The sequence below is a fragment of the Micromonospora lupini str. Lupac 08 genome (genome assembly GCF_000297395.2).
Lineage (GTDB): Bacteria > Actinomycetota > Actinomycetes > Mycobacteriales > Micromonosporaceae > Micromonospora > Micromonospora lupini.
The window spans coordinates 576,259-595,689 of the sequence record NZ_HF570108.1; the positions used below are offsets into that span (position 1 = coordinate 576,259).

The window sequence follows — 19,431 nt, forward strand, 5'->3', positions numbered from 1 at the left end:
CATGGCACCCGGCATGGGTGGCGTCGCCGGTGGCGGCGGTGCCGGTCGGGGCGGCGCCGGGCGCGGCGCGGCGGGCGCCGGTCGGGGTGCGGGTGCTCGGGGCGCCGGTGGCGTGGCCGGGGCGGGCAGCGGCGCCGGCTACGGCGAGGAGGACACCGCCCGCAACACCTGGCTGGAGGAGGACGAGGACGTGTGGGGCGCCGACGGCGGAGGCACGTCCGGCATCCTGCGCTGAGCTCTTCGCGCCACGGCGCTGTTGCGGTCGACCGCAACAGCGCCGTAGTGCGTCCCGCGACCGGACTGCCTGGGGACCGTGCGCGGTCAGCCGGTGACCGCTTCGTCGGTACGACGGCCGGGGCGCCAACCGCGTCGGCGGCCGCGCGCCATGATCGGGCGCGTGATCAGCAGCAGTAGGGCGAGCAGGGCGCCCACCGCGGCGGCCCAGATCGCGACGGTGCGTTGCCAGCTCAGCGGGTCGGCCCCAGCGGCGGGTGCGGCAAGCCTGCCGACCGGCGGGTTGGCGCGGGTGCCCAGCAGGCTCGACACCGCCCGGTACGGGTTGACCACGCCGTAGCCGACCTCGGCGTTTCGCCCCTGCGGCGGGTTGTCCGCCGTTCGCTCCAACCGGTCGCCGACCTGCTCCGGGGTGAGATCCGGGTAGGCGGCCCGCACCAGCGCGGCCACCCCCGAGACGTACGCGGCGGCGAAGCTGGTGCCGCCCGTCGGCTCGGCGCGGTAGCCCGATCCACCCGGTGCCGGGCCGACGATGTTCAACCCCGGTGCGGCGACGTCGACGAAGGTGCCGCTGACCGAGGTGCCCACGTGCCCGCCCTGCTCGTCCACGCCACCGACGGCGATCACCCCGGGGTACGCCGCCGGGTAGGCGGGTCTGTCCTCCTGGGTCTCCTGACGGTTGCCGGCGGCGGCGACCAGCACCACCCGCTTGGCGAGGGCGCGTTCGACGGCCTGTGCCAGTTCGGGGCGCGGCAGGGTCACCAGGGACAGGTTGATCACGTCGGCGCCGTTGTCGACGGCCCAGTCGATGGCGGCGGCGATCTGCCCGGGCAGTGCCTCGTCGTTGGTGCCCTTGGCATCCGGCAGGACCCGGATGGGGAGGATCCGCGCCGCCGGGGCGACACCGCTGAACGGCACCCCGGTGCCCTCCTTGCCGGCGATGATGCCGGCGACCATCGTGCCGTGGCCGGCCAGGTCACACTGGCCCCGGTTGGCCGGCAGGTTGTTGAAGTCGCGCCCCTCGAGCACCTGACCCTTCAGGGCCGGGTGGATGGCGGAGACCCCGGAGTCGATGACCGCAACCGTCACCCCGGCGCCCCGGGAGAGCGGCCACGCCGCGGCCGGATCCACCCGGCGCAGGGCCCACGGCATCTGCACCAGACCGTCCTCGCCGGCCGGGCCGCAGGTGGGCGCCGCCGCGACCGCCGGGGAGGAGGGGACCACCAGGGCGGCGCCGAGCAGGGCCGCCAGCGTTCCACTGAGGACAGCTCGGACGGCACGGCGGGACCGCTCGGTCGCGCTCGGTGGCAGGCATTCGCGCACCCGCAGAGATTACCGCTGCGCCGCGTCGGGCAGCGGCCCGCCGACGTCGTTCGGCAGTCGACGCGAGGTAGCGGTCAGGGTTGGGACGTGACGTCGTCGGCGGGTGCGTCGGCGAAGAGCGCGAGCAGGGCGCCGACCTGGCGGTCGGCCTCGGCGGGGTGCCGGAACCGGCCGGCGGGGTTCAGGGTGTACTCGTTGCGGCGCCCCACCCGGGTGCGGTGCAGGTAACCGCCGGCCTCCAGGTCGGCGACGATGGCCTGGGCTGCCCGTTCGGTGACGCCCACCTCGGCCGCCACGTCGCGTAGTCGGGCGGTGGGGTTGCGAGCGATGGCCAGCAGCACATGCCCGTGGTTGGTCAGGAACGTCCAGTTCCGGCCGCCTCCGGCCGTCGCCGCGCTCGCCATCGTGGCGCCGCCTCTCCGATTGTCGGCCCCACCCTATGCCCGTGGGGTCGGGTCAGCTGCCGACGGGCCGGCCGGCCCCACGGCCGGAGATCGGTTCGGGTTCCACGTATGAAATCTAAATCACGCATATCTTGACGCTTCTTGCGGTGCGTGTGACCGTGGAGCCCAGCCGGCGCCCACCGAAGGCCCGGCTGAAAAAGCCTGTTGAGCAGGTCAAACGCGTAGAGACGAGGTGCGGTATGAGCCGTCCCGGTACGCCTGGCGCGCAGCCGGGCCCGCAGTGGGCCGCCGATCGAGCGCCGATGCCGACCGAGCCGGCCCGAGCCTACGCCGAGCTGGCCGCAGGCAACCGCCGCTTCGTCAGCGGAGCGCCGCGCCATCCCAACCAGGACGCCGGGCACCGGGCCGCCGTGGCCGACGGGCAGCACCCGTTCGCGGTGATCGTGGGCTGCTCCGACTCCCGGCTGGCTGCCGAGATCATCTTCGACCGGGGGCTGGGCGACCTCTTCGTCGTCCGCACGGCCGGGCACACCGCCGGCCCGGAGGTGCTGGGCAGCGTGGAGTACGCGGTGACAGTGCTCGGCACTCCGCTGGTGGTGGTGCTCGGCCACGACTCGTGCGGCGCCGTGCAGGCTGCCCGCGAGGCTGCCGCCACCGGCGTCGCGCCGCCGGGGCACCTCCCCGCGGTGGTCGACGCGGTGCTGCCCAGCCTGCGGCGCGCCACGGCCGAGGGCGTCGCCGACATCGACGGCATCGTCGACATCCACATCGCGCAGACCGTCGAGACGCTGCTCGGGCAGTCGCCAGTGCTGGCGGACGAGGTGGCGCAGGGACGGTGTGCGGTGGTGGGCATGTCGTACCGGCTCGCCGCCGGCGTGGTGCGCCCGGTGACCCCCGTACCGTCGGCTGCCGCGACGTTCGACGCGCCCGGCACCTCGGACGACCCGGCGGCTTCGGCAGCCGCCTGACACTCCACCGCCGGACACGACGAGGGCCGCCCCGCCTGGTGCGGGACGGCCCTCGGACTTCCTGACTGCCGGGTCAGAGCAGCGACATGTGCACGTGGTCGGTGTGGTTCGACGGCCCGCTGTACGACTTCCAGCCGGTCGCCGGGAACCAGATCTGCCGGTTCCAGATCACGTAGTAGATGCCGAGCCGGTCGGCGTTGCGGATGAGGAACGCGGCGACGTTGTTGCCGTACATCCGGGTGTCGTTGTTGTGCCACGGGCTGAAGCCGCTCTTCTGCAACGACCAGTCACAGGCGCGGCCCTTGGGGTGCTCGTACGGGCCACCGTTGCGGTGGCAGCCGACGAAGCGGTTGAACCCGGCCCGCTTGACCTCCTTGTACGCGTGCAGGGTGCGCGGCGTGACGCAGCCGGAGGTGGTGGGGTCCTTCTCGCTGCACGACTGCGGCTTCCAGTCACCGTCGGCGGTGCGGCCCGGGCCGATCCGGGCGACCGGCGAGGTGGCGTCCACCAGGCCGCCGGTGAATCCCTGACCGCCGACGAGCGCGAGCGACTTCTCCGCGTCGCGCTTGTCCTTCGCCATCAGGGCGGTCTGCTTCTGCTGCTCGCGGACCTCCGCGTCGAGGGCCAGCTTGGCCTGCTCGGCGCGGGCCTTGACCGCGTTGACCTCGGCGAGCTTCTTCTCGTTGACCATGTTCATCTCGTCGAGCGCCGCAGCCCGTCGGACGAACGAGTCCGGGGCGTCGCTCTCCAGCAGCATCGCGATCGCGCCGACCCGTCCGGTCCGGTACGACTGGGCGGCGATCTGCGCGACCTGCGGTGCCAGCGCCTCCAGGTCGGCCTTGGCCCGCTCGACCTCCAGCGACAGCTCGAGCTGCCGCTTCTTGGACTTGTCCAGCTTGGACTTGGCCGCCACGTAGTCCCGGTTGGTCTGCTCGATCACGTCGTCGAGCAGCTTGGGCTCGTCCTCCTGCTCGTGCCCGGACGGTGTGGGGGTCGTCGGGGCGGCGTGGGCCGGGAGGGGCCCGGCGAACACGGTCAGCGCGGCGAGCACGGCCACCACGGGTGTCAACCAGCGGCGTAGGGGTGCCGTCACAATGTTCCCTTCCCTCGACCGCCGACCGGGTTAGCTGACGGGTTCGGGGCGGAAGTGGCCCCTACCGCTGACGCGGATTCACCCCACGTACCTGGGTCCCCGGCTCGCCGGTTGGCGATTGGGCGGTGGCACCGCAGGCGCCGCTGCGCGCCTTCGTCGGTGACCGGCAGCGAGGTTACCCGAGAGCCCACCGCCTGAGCTACGTCCTGATGCCGACTAAAAGCGTCATTTCGCCATGGCGTTGAGTGACCAGTGACGCGGTTCTCAGGGCGGGTGCCCGATCCGGTCACGCTGAGGAGTGTCACCATGCCGTATCCGTGCTCCTGTTCGGCTCTGGCCACCGGTCGGTGGCGGTGGATGGGGGTGCGTTCCGCTCGGGGTCGGGCCCGTCGGGCCGACCCGCTGGCGGGGAGCTGAGGGCGGCCAGTGCCTCCGTCCGGTCCGCGCGGGGGCGCGGCGTCAGGGCGTCGGCGTCCGCGCCCTGCGCCGCCGTCGACCCGGCCGCGGTCACGACCGCGGCCAGCCCGGTGGTGAGGGGTACGGCGGCGATCAGGCCGAGCGTGGCGACCGCGCTGCGGACGATCTCCTGGGCGAGGAACTCGCTGGTCAGGATCTGCCCGAGGGGGCGCGTGTCGGAGGTGAGCAGGAGCAGCAGCGGCAGTGAGGCGCCGGCGTACGCCAGGACGATGGTGTTGACCGTGGAGGCGATGTGCGCCCGGCCGACCCGGGTGGCTGCCCGGTAGAGCTGCAACCGGCTCAATCCGGGGTTGGCGTTCGCCAGCTCGGTGACTGTGGCGGCCTGGGTGACTGTCACGTCGTCGAGCACCCCGAGGGAGCCGATGATGATCCCGGCCAGCAGCAGGCCGCGCAGGTCCACATCGGCCTGGAACATCGACAGTGTGGTGGCGTCCTCGCTGCCGAAGCCGGTGAGGTGGGTGGCCGCCGTGGCGATGGTCGCGAGCACGCCGGTGAGCACCAGGCTGCCCAGGGTGCCGAGCACCGCGACCGAGGTCTGGGCTGTCACTCCGTGTGTCAGGTAGAGCACCACGAACATGATCAGAGCGGCGCCGACCACCGCCACCAGCAGCGGTGACCGGCCGGCGCCGATGGCCGGCAACACGAAGGTGAGCAGGATGGCGAAGCTGGCGGCCAGGCCGGCCAGGGCGGCCAGGCCCCGCCACCGGCCGAACGCGACGATCGCGGCGGCGAAGACCACAGCGACCCACACCAGCGGAGTCCCGCGCTGGTGCTCGGCGATGTTCCAGCTGCTGACGGCGGGATCGGTCGGGTCGGTCAGCTCGACCAGGACGACCTCGTCACCGACCTCGACCCGTGGCGCGCCGGGCCCGGCGGGGACGGGCGTCGTCACCTGTTGGCCGGCGCTGCGCCCGTCCTCGATCCGTACGTCCACGGTCCCGCACGGTCCGGTGGCCGGCGTGCCCTCCGGGTCGGCCGACGGTGGGCAGGGTTCGGTCACCACACGGGTCACCGTGCCGTGGTGGCGCGGTGCGTCGGTGCCACCGCCGGTCCGTGGCGCCGCGTCCCGTGGCCAGAGCACAACGGCGGCGACGACGGTGGCCACGAAGAGCGGCACCACCGTCGCGACGAGGATCCGTCGTACCCGGGGCGGGGCGGGTCGAGCGGAATGGCTGTGGCCGGAACCCAATGCGAGACTCCCAACGATCCGGTGCGGGGTACGTACCGACGGGCCAGGCGGTTCACCTCCGCCTGACGAACGCGGTGACGAGCGCATCGGATGGCTGGCTGACGATCGGGCGGTCACGGAAAGTGACCGACTGGCCCGGCTGGTTGGTGCCGGCGCCGCATCGTGGCGGTGCCGGTGCCCGACTGCGTGGCAGGGTCCGGTGAGCCATCGTCGGAGATGCTAGTCAGCCCGGCGGGGCGTCGCAGGTCGTGGCGGAGTGTCGGAGGGGTCCAACCGGCCCGCGCGCCCGCGCGCCCGCGCGCCGTCGGCGGGAGCCGGGCCGGTCTGGCCGGCTCAGCCGCGCTTCATGAGTCGGCCGACGGCCGCCATCATCTCGGTGGCCATCTCGTCGGCCCGGCCCTCGGCCGCCCCCTCGTGCATGCAGTGCCGGGCGTGCCCGTCGAGCAGGCCAAGGGCCACCTTGTCGAGCGCGGCCTGGATCGCGGAGATCTGGGTGAGCACGTCGATGCAGTAGCGGTCCTCGTCGACCATCTTCTCGATGCCCCGGACCTGCCCCTCGACGCGGCGGAGCCGCGCGAGCAGTTGGTCCTTGCTGGCGGTGTATCCGCGGATCGGCGTGGGTGCGGTCATACCGACGAGGATAGCGTACCCCTGGGGGGTATGGTAACGTCCCTCGTGTCGGATACCCCCACCGGGTACCGGTACATGCCAGTGCAGGAGTCCGTCCGCGCCTTACCCCTGGGGGGTATAGGCTCGGGCCTGACGAAGGGAGAGATTCATGGTCGACACGACGTACCAGGTGCGGGGCATGACCTGCGGGCACTGCGTCAGCGCGGTAAGCGCCGAGGTGGGCGCAATCGCCGGGGTGCGCGACGTGCAGGTGGATCTCGCCACCGGCCGGGTCACCGTCACCAGTGAGCAGCCCGTGGCCACCGAGTCCGTCCGGGCCGCGGTCGACGAGGCCGGTTACGACCTCGTCGAGGCGTGAGCGGGAGGCCCGGGATGAACACGGTGACCAGACTGGGCGGGTTCGCCCTCGGTCTCGCGGCGGTCTTCGGCGCGGCGTACGGGATCGGCCGGGTGGTCGACCCGGCCGTCCCGGCCGCCCAGAGCCGGCACGACGGCGCCGCCGCCCACACCTCGGGCCCCGCCACGCACGACGAGGGGACCGACCGGGTTCCCGGCGGCCTGCTCGTCTCCGACCGGGGCTACACACTCGTTCCGGTGGCCGTCCCGGCCGGCGAGTTCGCCTTCCGGATCGCTGGGCCGGACGGCCGCCCGGTGACCGGGTACGACGTGGCGCACGACAAGCGGATGCACCTGATCGTCGCCCGACGGGACCTGTCCGGCTTCCGCCACGTGCACCCCGAGCTGGCCCCGGACGGCACCTGGCGGGTCGACACCCCGCTGGCCGGCCCCGGGCAGTGGCGGGCGTTCGCCGACTTCACGCCGACCGGGGGTGAGTCGCTGACCCTCGGAGTGGACGTGACTGTTCCCGGTGAGCTGACCGAACGGCCGCTGCCCGCCCCGGCGACCAGCACCACTGTCGACGGCTACACAGTCACCCTGGCCGGCGCTCCGCAGCCCGGCCGCACCTCGTCACTCACCCTGACCGTCAGCCGTGCGGGGCGGCCGGTCACCGACCTGGAGCCCTACCTGGGGGCGTACGGGCACCTGGTGGCGCTGCGCCGGGGTGATCTGGCGTACCTGCACGTCCACCCGGACGGAACACCCGGCGACGGGCGGACCCGGCCGGGTCCGGAGGTCACCTTCCTCGCCGAGGTGCCGTCGGCCGGCAGCTACCGGCTCTACCTCGACTTCCGGCACGGCGGGCGGGTGCACACCGCCGAGTTCACAGTCGTCGCCGACGCTGCCGCGACCGGGGGTGGCGACCCCACCCCGACCGGTCCGGCGCCGAGCGGCAGCGCCGGACACGGCACCCCCGGCCACGGGCACAACTGACGGGACCAGACGATGACCACCACCAGCAGACCACTTCCCGAGGCGCCGAACCGGATCGAGCTGGCCATCGGGGGAATGACCTGCGCCGCCTGCGCCGCCCGGATCGAGAAGAAGCTGAACCGGATGGACGGGGTGAGCGCCACCGTCAACTACGCCACCGAGAAGGCAACCGTCCGGTACGCCGACGGTGTCACCCCGGACGACCTGATCGGCACGGTGCAGAAGACCGGTTACACGGCGGCCCTGCCGGCGCCGCCGACGACCGAGCAGCCGGTCGACCCGCTGCGGGGTCCGCGTACCCGGCTGTGGGTGTCGGTGGCGCTCAGCGTGCCGGTGGTCCTGCTGGCCATGGTGCCGCCCTGGCAGTTCGACTACTGGCAGTGGCTGTCGCTGACCCTCGCGGCCCCGGTGGTGGTCTGGGGCGGGCTGCCGTTCCACCGGGCCGCCTGGACCAACCTGCGGCACGGCGCCGCGACCATGGACACCCTGGTCTCGCTGGGCACCCTGGCCGCGTTCGGCTGGTCACTCTGGGCGCTCTTCCTGGGCGACGCCGGGATGCCCGGGATGACGCACCCGTTCCGCTTCGACATCACCCGCACCGACGGCGCCGGCACCATCTACCTGGAGGCGGCCGCGGGGGTGACGGTGTTCATCCTGGCCGGCCGCTACTTCGAGGCCCGGTCCAAGCGGACCGCCGGGGCGGCCCTGCGCGCCCTCCTCGAACTCGGCGCCCGGGACGTGGCGGTGCTGCGCGACGGGGTGGAGACGCGGATCCCGGTGGACCGGCTCGCCGTCGGTGACCGGTTCGTGGTCCGCCCCGGCGAGAAGATCGCCACCGACGGGGTCGTCGACGAGGGCACCTCCGCCGTCGACGCCAGCATGCTGACCGGCGAGTCGGTACCGGTCGAGGTCGGGCCGGGCGACGGCGTGGTCGGCGCCACGATCAACGCGGGCGGCCGGCTGGTCGTCACCGCGACCCGGGTCGGCGGGGACACCCAGCTCGCCCGGATGGCCGACCTCGTCGAGCAGGCGCAGAGCGGCAAGGCGGCCGTACAGCGGCTGGCCGACCGGATCTCCGGCGTCTTCGTGCCGATCGTCATCACCCTCGCGGTGGGCACCCTCGGCTGGTGGCTCGGCACCGGCGCCGGGCCGACCGCCGCGTTCACCGCCGCCGTGGCCGTGCTGATCATCGCCTGCCCGTGTGCCCTCGGTCTGGCCACGCCTACCGCGCTGCTGGTCGGCACCGGTCGCGGCGCCCAGCTCGGCGTGCTGATCAAGGGGCCGGAGGTGCTGGAGTCGACCCGTCGCGTCGACACCGTCGTGCTGGACAAGACCGGCACCGTGACGACCGGTCGCATGACGTTGGTGGACGTGGTGCCGGCGAGCGGCGAGACCCGCGACGAGCTGCTCCGGCTCGCCGGGGCCGTGGAGGCCGCCTCCGAGCACCCGATCGCCCGGGCCGTCGCCGTGGGCGCCGCCGAGGCCGGAGCGCTGCCCCCGGTGACCGGCTTCGCCAACCTGGAAGGGTTGGGCGTCACCGGCACCGTCGACGGGCGGGCCGTGCTGGTCGGCCGGTCCCGGCTGCTGCGGGAGCGCGGTGTCGACGTACCGCCGGAGGTCGACCTGGCCGTGCGTGCGGCGGAGGCCGCCGGGCGTACGGCGATCGTCGCCGGCTGGGACGGACGGGCGCGGGGCGTGCTCGCGGTCGCCGACGTGGTCCGGCCCACCAGCCGGACGGCAGTTGCCCGGCTGCGCGCGCTGGGGCTCACCCCGGTCCTGCTGACCGGGGACAACCCCACCGTGGCCGCCGCGGTCGCCGCCGAGGTGGGCATCGACGAGGTGATCGCCGAGGTGCTGCCGGCCGGCAAGGTCGACGTCGTCCGGCGGCTCCAGGCGCAGGGGCGGTCGGTGGCGATGGTGGGGGACGGGGTGAACGACGCGCCGGCGCTGGCCCAGGCCGACCTGGGGCTGGCCATGGGCACCGGCGCCGACGTGGCCATCGAGGCGTCCGATCTCACCCTCGTCCGGGGCGACCTGGATGCGGCGGTGGACGCCATCCGGCTGTCCCGGCGCACGCTCGGGATCATCCGGGGCAACCTGTTCTGGGCCTTCGGCTACAACGTGGCGGCCCTGCCGCTGGCAGCCGCCGGGCTGCTCAATCCCATGATCGCCGGCGCCACGATGGCGCTCTCCTCGGTCTTCGTGGTGGCCAACAGTCTGCGGCTGCGGCGGTTCCGTTCGGCCACCGATCGCGGAATGTGACGACGGCGATGGTTGGACCGGTGGCGGTGGGGGTACTGCTGAGGACGTAGCGACATTTCGCGATGGAGGTTGGCACATGGGTATCGACGACAAGATCAACAATGCCACCGAGGACGCGGCCGGCAAGCTGAAGGAAGGCGCCGGTCGGGCCACCGACAACGAGCGCCTCGAGGCCGAGGGTCGCAACGACCAGGCCGGGGCCAAGCTCAAGCAGGCGGGCGAGAAGATCAAGGACGCCTTCAAGAGCTGACGTACGACATATCCGAAAGCCGGGCCGGTGAACTGTTCACCGGCCCGGCTTTCTGCGTGTCCGGCCCTCGCCCGGGACCCTGAGATTCCCCTGATCCCGCTTCCGACCGCACCGCCGCGCGGCATTACCTGCTAACTTCTGTTGGCATGTGCAAGGGCTGGTTATGAGAGCCGCTCCACCGCCGACCGGCGACGACCTGGTCCGGGTGCTCGCCACCCTGGCCAACCCGCACCGGCTGCGGGTCGTCGCGGCGCTGGCCCGTGAGCGTGCCTATGTCAGCGGGCTGGCCCGGCAACTGGGCATCAGCCGGGCGCTGTTGCAGGTCCACCTACGGAAGCTGGCGGCGGCCGGGCTGGTCACCGCCCGCCTGGAGTTGTCGGAGGACGGGAAGGCCATGAACTACTACGAGGTGGAGCCGTTCGTGCTCACACTCACCCCCGAGGTCATCGCGGCGGCGGTCCAGACGCTTAGCGTGCCCGACTCGGCCGAGCAGTCCGGAGCGGACCGATGAGCGAGCACGACTGGACCGAGGTGGTCGGAGCGTTCGGTGTCTTCGCCCTGCTGATCAGCGTCTTCACGGTGAGCGTCGTGCAGTTCGCCAAGACCCGGCGGGCCCGGTACGAGGCGGCCCGCGCGGACGACTACCGCCGGCTCGCCGAGACGGCCGCCGAGTCCCAGGCGGAGAACGCCCGCCTGCTCGCGGCCATGGACGGCCGGCTGGGCGGGATGGAGACCCGGATGACCACGCTCGAACGCGTCCTGCGCGACGTCGACTGATCTCGCCGCGGACGTAGGCCCCGGGCCGTCGAGCGGCCACTCGACGGCCCGGGTGGAAGCAGCATCACCTCGCCCGATGGGCGAGTTTCACCGGTAACGCTCCTTCGAGGAGAGGACAGCACCTCATGCTGCGCGTACGCAAATCCGCAGTCGGCTGGGCGGTAGCCCTGGCCCTCGCGGCCGCCGGCCTGACCCCGGCGAGCCCGGCCGCCGCCCGAGCACAGCCCGCGCCGACCATCGAGTGGCGACCCTGCGCCACGGACGCCAGCGCCGAGTGCGGCACCCTGTCGCTGCCGGTGGACTGGAACCGACCCCGGGGCGAGCGCTTCGACCTGGCACTGGCCCGCCGGGTCGCCAACCCGGCCACCCGGGAGGGCGCGCTGGTCTTCGGCCCCGGCGGCCCGGGCGACAGCGGGGTCGACCGGGTGGTGAACGGCAGCTCCCGGTTCAGCGCCGACCTGCGCCGCCGGTTCGACATCGTCAGCTTCGACCCGCGCGGCACCGGCGGCAGCAACCCGGTGCTCTGCGCACGGGACCTGCTCGCCCGGCAACCGCAGTTGATCGCCGACCAGGCCCAGTTCGACGCCACGCTGGCCGGGAACGTGCTGCTGCGGGCCGACTGCCGCGCCCGCACCGGGCCCCTCTACGACCACGTGGACACCACAAGCGCCGCCCGCGACCTCGACGCGATCCGGGCCGCGCTCGGCGAGCGGCAGTTGACCTTCCACGGCAGCTCGTACGGAACCCTGCTCGGTGAGCGCTACGCGGAGCTGTTCCCGGAGCGGGTCCGGGCCATGGTGCTGGAGGCCGCCATGGACCACAGCCTCGGCACCCGTGCCCTTCTGGACACCCAGGCCGTCACCTCCGAGGACGCGTTCGACGAGTTCGTCGCCTGGTGCGACAGGTCCACCGCGTGCGTCCTGCACGGGCAGGATTTCCGGGCGATCTGGGAGAGGCTGCGCGCCCGGGCCGAGCGCGGAGTGCTGACCGACCCGCAACGGGGCGGAGCGGTGCTGACCCCGTTCGAGCTGACCCGGCTCACCCACAAGGCGTTCTACGACACGTGGCGCTGGCCGGGGCTCGCCGAGTGGATCGGCCAGCTGGCCGCGCAGACGGCCGTGCGGGCCGTCGGCACGTCGACGGGCGACGCCGTGGCGCCGTACCCCTTCGCGGTCTTCTGCCAGGACTGGAGCCTGCCGGTCCGCGACTACCGCGAGTACGCCGGACACCTGCGCCGGACGGCCCGGCTCGCACCGGACCTGCGGTACCCGACGGCGGTGTTCGCCCTCGCGACCTGCCTGGGCACGCCGACGCCGGTCGCGAACCCGCAGCACCGCCTGCGCGTGCGCACCGACGTGCCGCTGCTGATCGCCGCCACCGTGCACGACCCGGCCAGCGGATACAACTGGGCGACGAACGTGGCGCGGCAGTTGGGCCGGCACGGCGTGCTGTTGACCTACGAGGGTTGGGGGCACGGCAGCTACACCACCAGCAAGTGCGTGGAGCGGGCCGTCGACGCCTACCTGATCGACCAGGTGGTGCCGGCCCGGGGCACCCGCTGCCCGGCCGTCGACCCGGACGTGTGACCGAGCTGCCGGCCGTCGGGTGCACAGATCCGCCCGACGGCCGGCAACGGCGCAGCGCCGATCAGCGCAGGACCCGATAGGTCAGGTGCGCGACGGTCGGCCCGGCCACCACCGACACCTGCTCCAGACGCGGCGCGATGCCGTCGAGGAGCCGCTCGCCGCCGCCGAGGATGATCGGCACGAGGTGCAGTTGCAGGGTGTCGAGCAGCCCGGCGGCCAGGTACTGCCGAACCGTGCTCGCCCCGCCGGCGATCGCCACATCCCGGTCGCCCGCCGCCTCGCGGGCCTGCCGCAGCGCCGACTCGATCCCGTCGGTGACGAAACGGAACTCGGTGCCGCCCCGCAGCACCAGGGGCTCCCGAGGGCGGTGGCTGAGCACGAACACCGGCGTGTGGAACGGCGGGTCGTCGCCCCACCAGCCCTGCCAGCTCTCGTCCCAGTCGCCGTCCCCACCACCGAACATCCGCCGACCCATCACGTACGCCCCGACGTCGCGGGTCATCTCCTCGACGACGTCGGCGTCGACGCCCCGCTCACCGCCGGTCAACCCGTGCTGTGCCCGCCAGGTGTCCAGGCCGAAGACCCACTCGTGCAACTGCATGCCTCCGCGGCCCAGCGGATCCTGCTGACTCTGCTCGGGCCCCGCAACGTATCCGTCGAGTGAGATCGACAGCTGACTTCGCACCATGCCCATGTCCTCAGACTCCCGTCCCTCATCGTTGTCCCGCCAGTCGGGCGGCTCTCCGCTCCAGGTACCGCTGCTCGGGCAGGCTCGTGGTGCCGCGTGCCGCCGCCAGGTACGCGTCCCGCGCCGCGCCGGACTCGCCGGCCAGCTCCAGCAGGTGTCCCCGGACGGCGGCGAGCCGGTGGTGCCCGGCCGTACGCCCGTCGGCGTCCAGGGCGGTGAGCAGGGCGAGCCCGGCCCGTGGCCCGTCCACCATGCCCACGGCCACCGCCTGGTTGAGCGTGACCATCGGGTTCGGGGCGAGCCGGGCCAGCAGCCGGTAGAGCGCCACGATCTGCGGCCAGTCCGTCTCCGCCGCCGTCGGCGCCTCGGCGTGCACCGCCGCGATGGCCGCCTGGAGCTGGTACGGGCCGGGCGGCGACCAGGTCAGCGCCTCGGTGACCAGGGCGACCCCCTCCGCGATGGCGCCGGCGTCCCACCGGGTGCGGTCCTGCTCGGTCAGCGGTACCAGCTCGCCGTCCTCGCCGACCCGGGCCGCCCGGTGCGCGTCGGTCAGCAGCATCAGCGCCAGCAGCCCGGTCACCTCACCGTCGTCGGGCAGCAGCCCGTGCAGGACGCGGGCCAGCCGGATCGCCTCGCCGGTCAGCTCGGCCCGGCGCAGGTCCGGCCCGCTCGACGCGGTGTACCCCTCGTTGAAGATCAGGTAGAGCACCCGGAGCACGGTGCGCAGCCGCTCGCCGCGCTCAGCCGGACCGGGCAGCAGGAACCGGGCCCCGGCGGCCTCGATCCGCTGCTTGGCCCGCCGGATCCGCTGGCTCATCGTCGCCTCGGGCAGCAGGTGCGCCCGGGCGATCTGGGCGGTGCTGAGCCCGCCGACCGCCCGCAAAGTGAGCGCCACCTGTGCCGAGGGCGCCAGCGCCGGGTGGCAGCAGAGGAAGAGCAGGGTCAGGGTGTCGTCGGCGTCCGCCACCGCCGGCGGGGCGTCGGCCGGCGGCGCGACCTGGGCGTACGCCGGCTCGCGCCGCGCCACCGCCACCTCGCGGTCGCGGCGGGCGCCCTCGCTGCGCCACTCGTCGGTGAGCCGGCGGGTGGCCACGGTGAGCAACCAGGCGCGTGGGTTGTCCGGCACACCCTGTCCGGGCCACTGCGTCGCGGCCGCGAGCAACGCCTCCTGGACCGCGTCCTCGCACCTGTCGAACTGGCCGTGCCTGCGGACCAGCAGGCCGAGGACCTGCGGCGCGAGCGTGCGCAGCAGGTCCTCGACCGTCCGGTCGTCGGTCACATCTCCGTCCCGGCCTGCTCCATGACCGGTCGGACCTCCATCGCGCCGCCGTAGCGCACGTCCGGCCAGCGGGCGGCGATCTCGGCGGCCCGCTGCGGGCTGTCGCAGTCGACGGTCAGGTAGCCGGCGAACTGCTCCTTGCTTTCCATGAACGGCCCGTCGACGATCTCGGTGTCGCCGTCGACGCGCCGGACCGTCTGCGTCTGCGCCGGGTCGGCAAGCGCCTGGCCGTCGACCAGCTCGCCGGTCTCGGTCAGCTCCTTCATGATCTCGTCGACCTCGCCGAACAGGGCGTTGCGTTCCTGCTCGGTCAGCCCCTCGGTGAAGCCGGGCCGGTTCCAGATCAGCAGCATGTACTTCACGGCGGTGCTCCTCGGTTACTGGCCTCCCCCGGTCGGGGTGCGGCTCACCGGAGGGTCGGAGTCGGCGCCCCGTTCCCTACCGGTACCGAAGAAAATCGCAGAAAAACTTCTCCGGCGGTGGTCCCACGCCGTATGGATCAGGGTCGGCCGGGCACCTGTCGAGGCCGCTTGCCGCCGCCGACGTCCAGCGCGGCCCGGTCGGCGGCCGAGGTGCCGGACGACCAGCCCTCGGCGTCGCGGACGCTCAGCCGGTGTCGGGTGACGCCCGGGAAGAGGGTGCCCAGCCGCTCCTGGACCGCCTCGCCGCGCGCGGCGAGCACCGGCAGCAGTCGCTCCGACCCCGTTGTCTCGACGGCCGCCTGGTCTGCCGCCTCGGTGGCCGCGCGCAGCCGCTCACCGATCCGCAGCGCGAACGCGTTGAGGAAGGACTCGTCCCACACCTTCGTCCGCCGGCCCGACCCCGGCCGGCGCTCGGTACGCCCGCGCAGCATCGCGGCGGTGGCCTGCACCAGCAGTGACGTGTAGAGCAGCTCCACCGCCACGAGGTCCGCCGGCCACCCCAGCACTGTGGTGAAACCGAGATCGTCGGACCAGACCGCCTCGCACCGGTTCGCCGCCGCCACCTCCTGCACCAGCAGCGCCTTCGCCCCCGCGTACGGGGTCTCGGTGCCCAACCGCACGCCGCCCGGCAGGTCGCCGCGTTCCGCCCCGGCGGCCAGCAGCGCCTCGTCGATGCTGTGCCGGGCGATCAGCTCCTGCGCCTTCCCGGTCAACGCCTCCGCCTCGGCCGGGAAGGTGGTCGACTCGGCCTTCGCGAGCAGCGCGCGTACCCGGTCCAGCATCGGCGATCCGCTGCGGCCCGTACCGGCCACGCGGGGGGCGGCCGCACCTGTCGAGCCGGGTGGCGGGCGGAGCACCGCGATCGGTGGCAGGCTCTCCACAAGCGCGAGTACGTCGATCGCGGCGCGGAGCGCGTCGACCCGGTCCAACCCCTCCGCGGCCGTCCAGGCGGCCAGCAGGTCGTGGTCGTCGTCCCGGCCCTCGGCGGTCAGCCCGCGTAGCTGGTCGTCCCACCAATCGGGGACCGGTCCGGCCTGCTCACGTCGCTGGGCGGCCAGCGCGTCCCGGACCAGCCGGGCCGCCCGGGCGTCGAGCCGCCGACCGGTGATCCGGTGTACGTCGACCGGCTGCCAGCCGCGCGGCCAGAGCTGCCCGAGGCCACGGACCAGCCGACGCCGCAGGGCCGCGTCCACCGCCGTGGCACCGTCCGCCGCGCCGGTGCCGACCATCAGCCGGTCCAGCTGCCGTTCGGCCTGTCGTACGTCGGTGCCGCGCACCGCCGCGAGCGCGTCGGCGACGAGTTCGTCCGCGTCCGGCACAGGCACCTCCTCCGTGGTTGCCCTCTCAGGCTCCATGATCATGCCGGTGGTCGTGCGGAAGTCGCGAAACGGGGACCTCGGTGGCGCGCTCACCGCAGTGGCTTCGGCGGGCATGGATCGTTGAGTCCGGGGTAGTGGGGCCGTGATCCGAGGTGGATGCGAGGTGTGTGATGGTCGATTCCCGCTTGCCGAGCGCCCGTACCGCCGACGCCCGCTCGTCCACGCTTGCGGGCGTCCTGATCGGTGTCGCGATCATGGCCGCCGTGGACGAGATCGTCTTCCACCAGTTGCTGGCCTGGCACCACTTCTACGACCGGTCCACCCCGTCGGTGGCGCTGCTCTCCGACGGGCTGCTGCACGCCGCCGAGGTGATCGCCCTGGTCGGCGGGTTCTTCTGGTTCGCCGACCTGCGTCGACGGCTGGTCCTGTCACCCCGGCTGGCCTGGGGTGGCGTCCTGCTCGGCGCCGGAGGGTTCCAGCTCTTCGACGGGCTGGTCGACCACAAGGTGCTCCGGGTGCACCAGATCCGCTACGGCGTACACCTGGTGCCGTACGACGTGGTGTGGAACGTGGGCGGCGCGGTCCTGCTGCTGGCCGGCGCGGCGCTCGTCTGGTGGACGCGGTCCCGCCGGCCGGGTGACGGCCCCCGGTGACGGCGGTCGCTGCGGGCTCGGCGGCGACCTGGGCCCACGAGGGTAACCACCCGGCGGACGGGCCTGGCTGGTTGCCGCTGCTCCCGGTCGCCGTGCTGGCCGTCGGCTACCTGCTGGCCGCCGTCCGCGACACGCGCGGCTGGGACCATCGGCGTACCGTCGCCTGGCTCGCCGGATGCGCGGTGCTGGCGGTCGCGCTCGGGCCGCCGGCCCCGCTCTCGGACGACCCGCGCGGGCACATGGCGCAGCACCTGCTGCTCGGCATGCTGGCACCCCTCGGGCTGGTCCTCGGTGCCCCGGTGACGCTGCTGCTGCACGTCGCGCCCCCGCCGACGCGTCGGCGGGTGGGCCGCCTGCTGCGCGCCCGCGGACTGCACCTGATCGCCCACCCGGTCACCGCCGCGTTGCTGAGCACCGGTGGGTTGGCGCTGGTGCTGCTCACTCCGCTGTACGCGGCGGCGGAACGCCAGCCGGCCCTGCACCACGCCGTGCACCTGCACTACCTGGCCGCGGGCTACCTGTTCGCCTGGTCGCTGGCGGGGCCGGACCCGGCGCCCCGCCGTCCCGGGCTGGCCGTGCGGGTCGGCGCGCTGCTCGGCGCGTCGGCGGGCCACGCCGCGCTCGCCAAGTACCTCTACGCGCGGGCCGGCACCCTGCCCCCGGGGCTTACCGATCCGGAGGCGGCGGCGTTCCGCTCGGCGGCTCAACTCATGTACTACGGCGGCGACGTGGCGGAGCTGCTGCTGGCGGTGACCCTCTTCGCGACCTGGTACCACCGCGGGCGGTCACCCCGCGCTGTCAGCAGGCTCGCGTCACGACGGGGCGCCGTCGTGACGCGAACCTCGTGATCAGCTCTGCGCGGGCGGGGCGGCCAGGGCGGCGGAGAGCCGCCGGAAGAACGCGCGGATGTCGTCCTCGCTGTGGTGCGTCTCCGCCTGGTCGTTGAGGGGGCCCGAGTAGAGCAGCGCCTGGTCCAGCGCCTCCCGCGTCTCGGCCCGGCCACCCGGGTAGAGCCCGCCGGCCACCCCGTCGGCGACCCGGGTCACCACCGAATCGTCGAGCGTCCTGTCGAACTGGACCCCGTAGAGGATCCCGTTGACGTGGCCCTTCCAATTGTCCGTACCCATGCTCGTCAAACTCCCCTAGAAGATCCGGCCGCCATCCCAGCCCAGAATCGGAACCCCGTTGACGCCGTTGCGTCTGAACTCGGCGTCGAGATTGGCCATGTGGCTCGGGTCGGGCTGGTAATGACCGCTGCGCGCCGTGGCGTACTGGACCCTACCGTCCTTGACGACCAGCTCGCCGGCCGCGGCGACCGGGTTTCCGTTGCCCAGAGTGGAGTGGTGAAAGTCGCCGACCTTCTGGTAGTTGGACGCGTAGAGGTTGCCGTTGCGGTCCATCACGAAGATCGCCTGATCGTTTCCGCTGAACACGGTCTGCGCGCTCGACGAGTCGAACGGCTCGCCGTTGCGCGCGCTGCGCAGCACGCCGTCGCTGTCGAAGAAGACCCGGTGCTGTTCCAGCTCCTCGGGACTGAGCCGGCGCACGGCCGTCGGGAAGTGTCCTCCGGGCAGATGCTCGTTGCGGTACTTGTCGAGCATCGCCTTGACGTTGGAGTAGCGCGGGGTGGTGTGCGGGCCGGGCACGCGGGGCCCCTTCGGGCCGCCCTTCGCTCCCTTGCGGGTGAAACGGCGCAGCAGCGTCTTCGCCCGCTTCAACAACTTCGGAATGATCTCCTTGACGACCTTCTCGATGACCTCCTTGATGACCCGCTGGATCGCCATCCGGGCCAGGCCGATCGAGACGGGGATCTGGGCCAGCGAGGCGCCGAAGCTGGGTGCCGCCGCCGCCAACGCGATCGCCACCTGAATCACCAGGATCGTCAACTGGACGATCACGATGATCTTCTGCGTCAGGGTGATGATGGCCATCACCAGCAGGGCCATGGCGATCAGCTCGGCGGCCTGCGCGCCGTCCTCCATGCGGCGCGGCGCACCCTCCTCGTCCTGCCACGCCTGCTCGAACGCCCGGATGTCGTCGCCGCGGTTGCTCATGCCGACCTGCGCCGCGCCCGACTGCGCCTCCCCGACCGACGTCCGCAGCCGGCCGGCGAACGCGAACCACATCTGGGACGCCTCGAACAGCAACTCCTCGTCGGCGGTCGGCCAGGTGAAACCGACCCAGCCCAGCGCCTCGGCGAGCTCAGGAGGAAGCTGCATACCCACTGGGCAGCTCCATCCTCGTGAAGAGTTCCGCGTTGGCGAGGTCGGTCGCCTCGTGCGCGTCGGCACCGAGGTCGAGGTTCTCGGCGGCCTCCAACAACTGGTCGGCCATCGACCGGTACACGTCGAGCGCATGGGTCAGGACCTCGACGTACACGGCCCCGAAGAGCGACCCCGCCTCGTCGGCGCCCCAGGGGTTACCCGCCCCGTTCACCGTCGACTCGAGCCCGCTTACCGCCTCGCCGAGCTGCTGGCCTGTCGTCGCGATCGACGCCGCGGCGGAGTGCAGGGCGTCGACGTCCACCTCAATCCCGTCGGACATG

At 73.1% G+C, this 19,431-nt stretch carries 22 protein-coding genes, 1 pseudogene and 1 riboswitch; of the genes and pseudogenes, 11 read left to right on the forward strand and 12 right to left on the reverse strand.

The genetic code is table 11. From position 1 onward, the window contains the following. Positions 1-235, forward strand: a pseudogene (locus tag MILUP08_RS35765) (hypothetical protein); the annotation flags it as partial. Positions 236-321: 86 nt separating this feature from the next. Here MILUP08_RS35765 and mycP read toward each other — a convergent pair. Next, complete coding sequence (gene mycP, locus MILUP08_RS03910; protein WP_007454926.1) at positions 322-1,557, reverse strand: type VII secretion-associated serine protease mycosin; 1,236 nt, start codon at positions 1,555-1,557, stop codon at positions 322-324. Between the two features lie 74 nt (positions 1,558-1,631). Beyond that, positions 1,632-1,961 carry a helix-turn-helix transcriptional regulator gene (locus MILUP08_RS03915; protein ID WP_007454927.1) on the reverse strand — a complete coding sequence of 110 codons (330 nt, stop codon included), beginning with the start codon at positions 1,959-1,961 and terminating at the stop codon, positions 1,632-1,634. 239 nt (positions 1,962-2,200) lie between these two features. On the opposite strand from MILUP08_RS03915, the gene MILUP08_RS03920 reads away from it, so the two are divergent. Next, positions 2,201-2,929, forward strand: a complete 729-nt coding sequence (locus tag MILUP08_RS03920; RefSeq protein ID WP_007454929.1) for a carbonic anhydrase — start codon at positions 2,201-2,203, stop codon at positions 2,927-2,929. A gap of 73 nt (positions 2,930-3,002) precedes the next feature. Here MILUP08_RS03920 and MILUP08_RS03925 read toward each other — a convergent pair whose 3' ends face one another. From MILUP08_RS03925 to MILUP08_RS03935, 3 genes are all read right to left on the reverse strand, one after another. Beyond that, entirely contained in the window at positions 3,003-4,022 is a 1,020-nt protein-coding gene (locus tag MILUP08_RS03925; RefSeq protein ID WP_007454931.1) for a coiled-coil domain-containing protein, read from the reverse strand. Between the two features lie 4 nt (positions 4,023-4,026). Then, positions 4,027-4,157: riboswitch (cyclic di-AMP (ydaO/yuaA leader) on the reverse strand. A 166-nt stretch (positions 4,158-4,323) separates the two neighbouring features. Then, a complete protein-coding gene (locus MILUP08_RS03930) occupies positions 4,324-5,688 on the reverse strand; it encodes a YibE/F family protein (protein WP_039905330.1) in 1,365 nt (454 codons plus the stop codon). A gap of 333 nt (positions 5,689-6,021) precedes the next feature. Continuing rightward, on the reverse strand, positions 6,022-6,318 hold the full coding sequence (locus MILUP08_RS03935) for a metal-sensitive transcriptional regulator (protein ID WP_007454936.1): 297 nt from the start codon (positions 6,316-6,318) through the stop codon (positions 6,022-6,024). A gap of 148 nt (positions 6,319-6,466) precedes the next feature. Between MILUP08_RS03935 and MILUP08_RS03940 the strand changes: the two genes are divergently transcribed. The 7 genes from MILUP08_RS03940 to MILUP08_RS03970 all read left to right on the forward strand — a co-directional run bounded on the left by MILUP08_RS03940 (position 6,467) and on the right by MILUP08_RS03970 (position 12,525). Continuing rightward, a complete protein-coding gene (locus MILUP08_RS03940; protein WP_007454941.1) occupies positions 6,467-6,676 on the forward strand; it encodes a heavy-metal-associated domain-containing protein in 210 nt (69 codons plus the stop codon). A 14-nt stretch (positions 6,677-6,690) separates the two neighbouring features. Further along, positions 6,691-7,650, forward strand: a complete 960-nt coding sequence (locus MILUP08_RS03945; RefSeq protein WP_007454943.1) for a hypothetical protein — start codon at positions 6,691-6,693, stop codon at positions 7,648-7,650. Positions 7,651-7,662: 12 nt separating this feature from the next. Continuing rightward, a complete protein-coding gene (locus MILUP08_RS03950) occupies positions 7,663-9,912 on the forward strand; it encodes a heavy metal translocating P-type ATPase (RefSeq protein WP_007454944.1) in 2,250 nt (749 codons plus the stop codon). Between the two features lie 76 nt (positions 9,913-9,988). Then, positions 9,989-10,162 carry a CsbD family protein gene (locus tag MILUP08_RS03955; RefSeq protein ID WP_007454946.1) on the forward strand — a complete coding sequence of 58 codons (174 nt, stop codon included), beginning with the start codon at positions 9,989-9,991 and terminating at the stop codon, positions 10,160-10,162. A 163-nt stretch (positions 10,163-10,325) separates the two neighbouring features. Beyond that, the gene (locus MILUP08_RS03960) at positions 10,326-10,673 is read left to right on the forward strand and encodes an ArsR/SmtB family transcription factor (RefSeq protein WP_007454947.1); all 348 of its coding nucleotides are present in this window, start codon (positions 10,326-10,328) and stop codon (positions 10,671-10,673) included. After that, positions 10,670-10,939, forward strand: a complete 270-nt coding sequence (locus MILUP08_RS03965) for a hypothetical protein (RefSeq protein WP_007454949.1) — start codon at positions 10,670-10,672, stop codon at positions 10,937-10,939. The genes MILUP08_RS03960 and MILUP08_RS03965 overlap by 4 nt, the downstream gene beginning before the upstream one ends. Positions 10,940-11,064: 125 nt before the next feature. Further along, positions 11,065-12,525, forward strand: a complete 1,461-nt coding sequence (locus MILUP08_RS03970; RefSeq protein WP_007454951.1) for an alpha/beta hydrolase — start codon at positions 11,065-11,067, stop codon at positions 12,523-12,525. 61 nt (positions 12,526-12,586) lie between these two features. On the opposite strand, the gene MILUP08_RS03975 is transcribed toward MILUP08_RS03970, so the two are convergent. The 4 genes from MILUP08_RS03975 to MILUP08_RS03990 form a co-directional block, all read right to left on the reverse strand. Further along, complete coding sequence (locus MILUP08_RS03975; protein ID WP_237747030.1) at positions 12,587-13,213, reverse strand: dihydrofolate reductase family protein; 627 nt, start codon at positions 13,211-13,213, stop codon at positions 12,587-12,589. A gap of 25 nt (positions 13,214-13,238) precedes the next feature. Continuing rightward, entirely contained in the window at positions 13,239-14,492 is a 1,254-nt protein-coding gene (locus MILUP08_RS03980; protein WP_007454955.1) for an RNA polymerase sigma factor, read from the reverse strand. Further along, entirely contained in the window at positions 14,489-14,845 is a 357-nt protein-coding gene (locus tag MILUP08_RS03985) for a YciI family protein (RefSeq protein WP_237747229.1), read from the reverse strand. Before MILUP08_RS03985 ends, MILUP08_RS03980 begins: the two co-directional genes overlap by 4 nt. Positions 14,846-14,991: 146 nt before the next feature. Continuing rightward, complete coding sequence (locus tag MILUP08_RS03990; RefSeq protein ID WP_007454958.1) at positions 14,992-16,233, reverse strand: DUF2786 domain-containing protein; 1,242 nt, start codon at positions 16,231-16,233, stop codon at positions 14,992-14,994. 170 nt (positions 16,234-16,403) lie between these two features. Between MILUP08_RS03990 and MILUP08_RS03995 the strand changes: the two genes are divergently transcribed. Both MILUP08_RS03995 and MILUP08_RS04000 read left to right on the forward strand, forming a co-directional pair. Further along, complete coding sequence (locus MILUP08_RS03995; RefSeq protein ID WP_007454959.1) at positions 16,404-16,886, forward strand: DUF2243 domain-containing protein; 483 nt, start codon at positions 16,404-16,406, stop codon at positions 16,884-16,886. Next, the gene (locus MILUP08_RS04000) at positions 16,883-17,734 is read left to right on the forward strand and encodes a cytochrome c oxidase assembly protein (protein WP_007454960.1); all 852 of its coding nucleotides are present in this window, start codon (positions 16,883-16,885) and stop codon (positions 17,732-17,734) included. The genes MILUP08_RS03995 and MILUP08_RS04000 overlap by 4 nt, the downstream gene beginning before the upstream one ends. Here the strand turns inward: MILUP08_RS04000 and MILUP08_RS04005 are convergent, their stop codons facing one another. From MILUP08_RS04005 to MILUP08_RS04015, 3 genes are read right to left on the reverse strand one after another with little or no spacing between them, the layout of a single operon-like run. Next, a complete protein-coding gene (locus tag MILUP08_RS04005) occupies positions 17,735-18,013 on the reverse strand; it encodes a hypothetical protein (RefSeq protein ID WP_007454961.1) in 279 nt (92 codons plus the stop codon). A 15-nt stretch (positions 18,014-18,028) separates the two neighbouring features. Then, positions 18,029-19,105 (reverse strand): WXG100-like domain-containing protein, encoded by a 1,077-nt coding sequence (locus tag MILUP08_RS33610; protein ID WP_051065658.1) that lies wholly within the window; start codon positions 19,103-19,105, stop codon positions 18,029-18,031. Continuing rightward, complete coding sequence (locus MILUP08_RS04015) at positions 19,089-19,430, reverse strand: WXG100 family type VII secretion target (RefSeq protein WP_007454963.1); 342 nt, start codon at positions 19,428-19,430, stop codon at positions 19,089-19,091. The genes MILUP08_RS33610 and MILUP08_RS04015 overlap by 17 nt, the downstream gene beginning before the upstream one ends. Position 19,431: the final 1 nt, after the last annotated feature.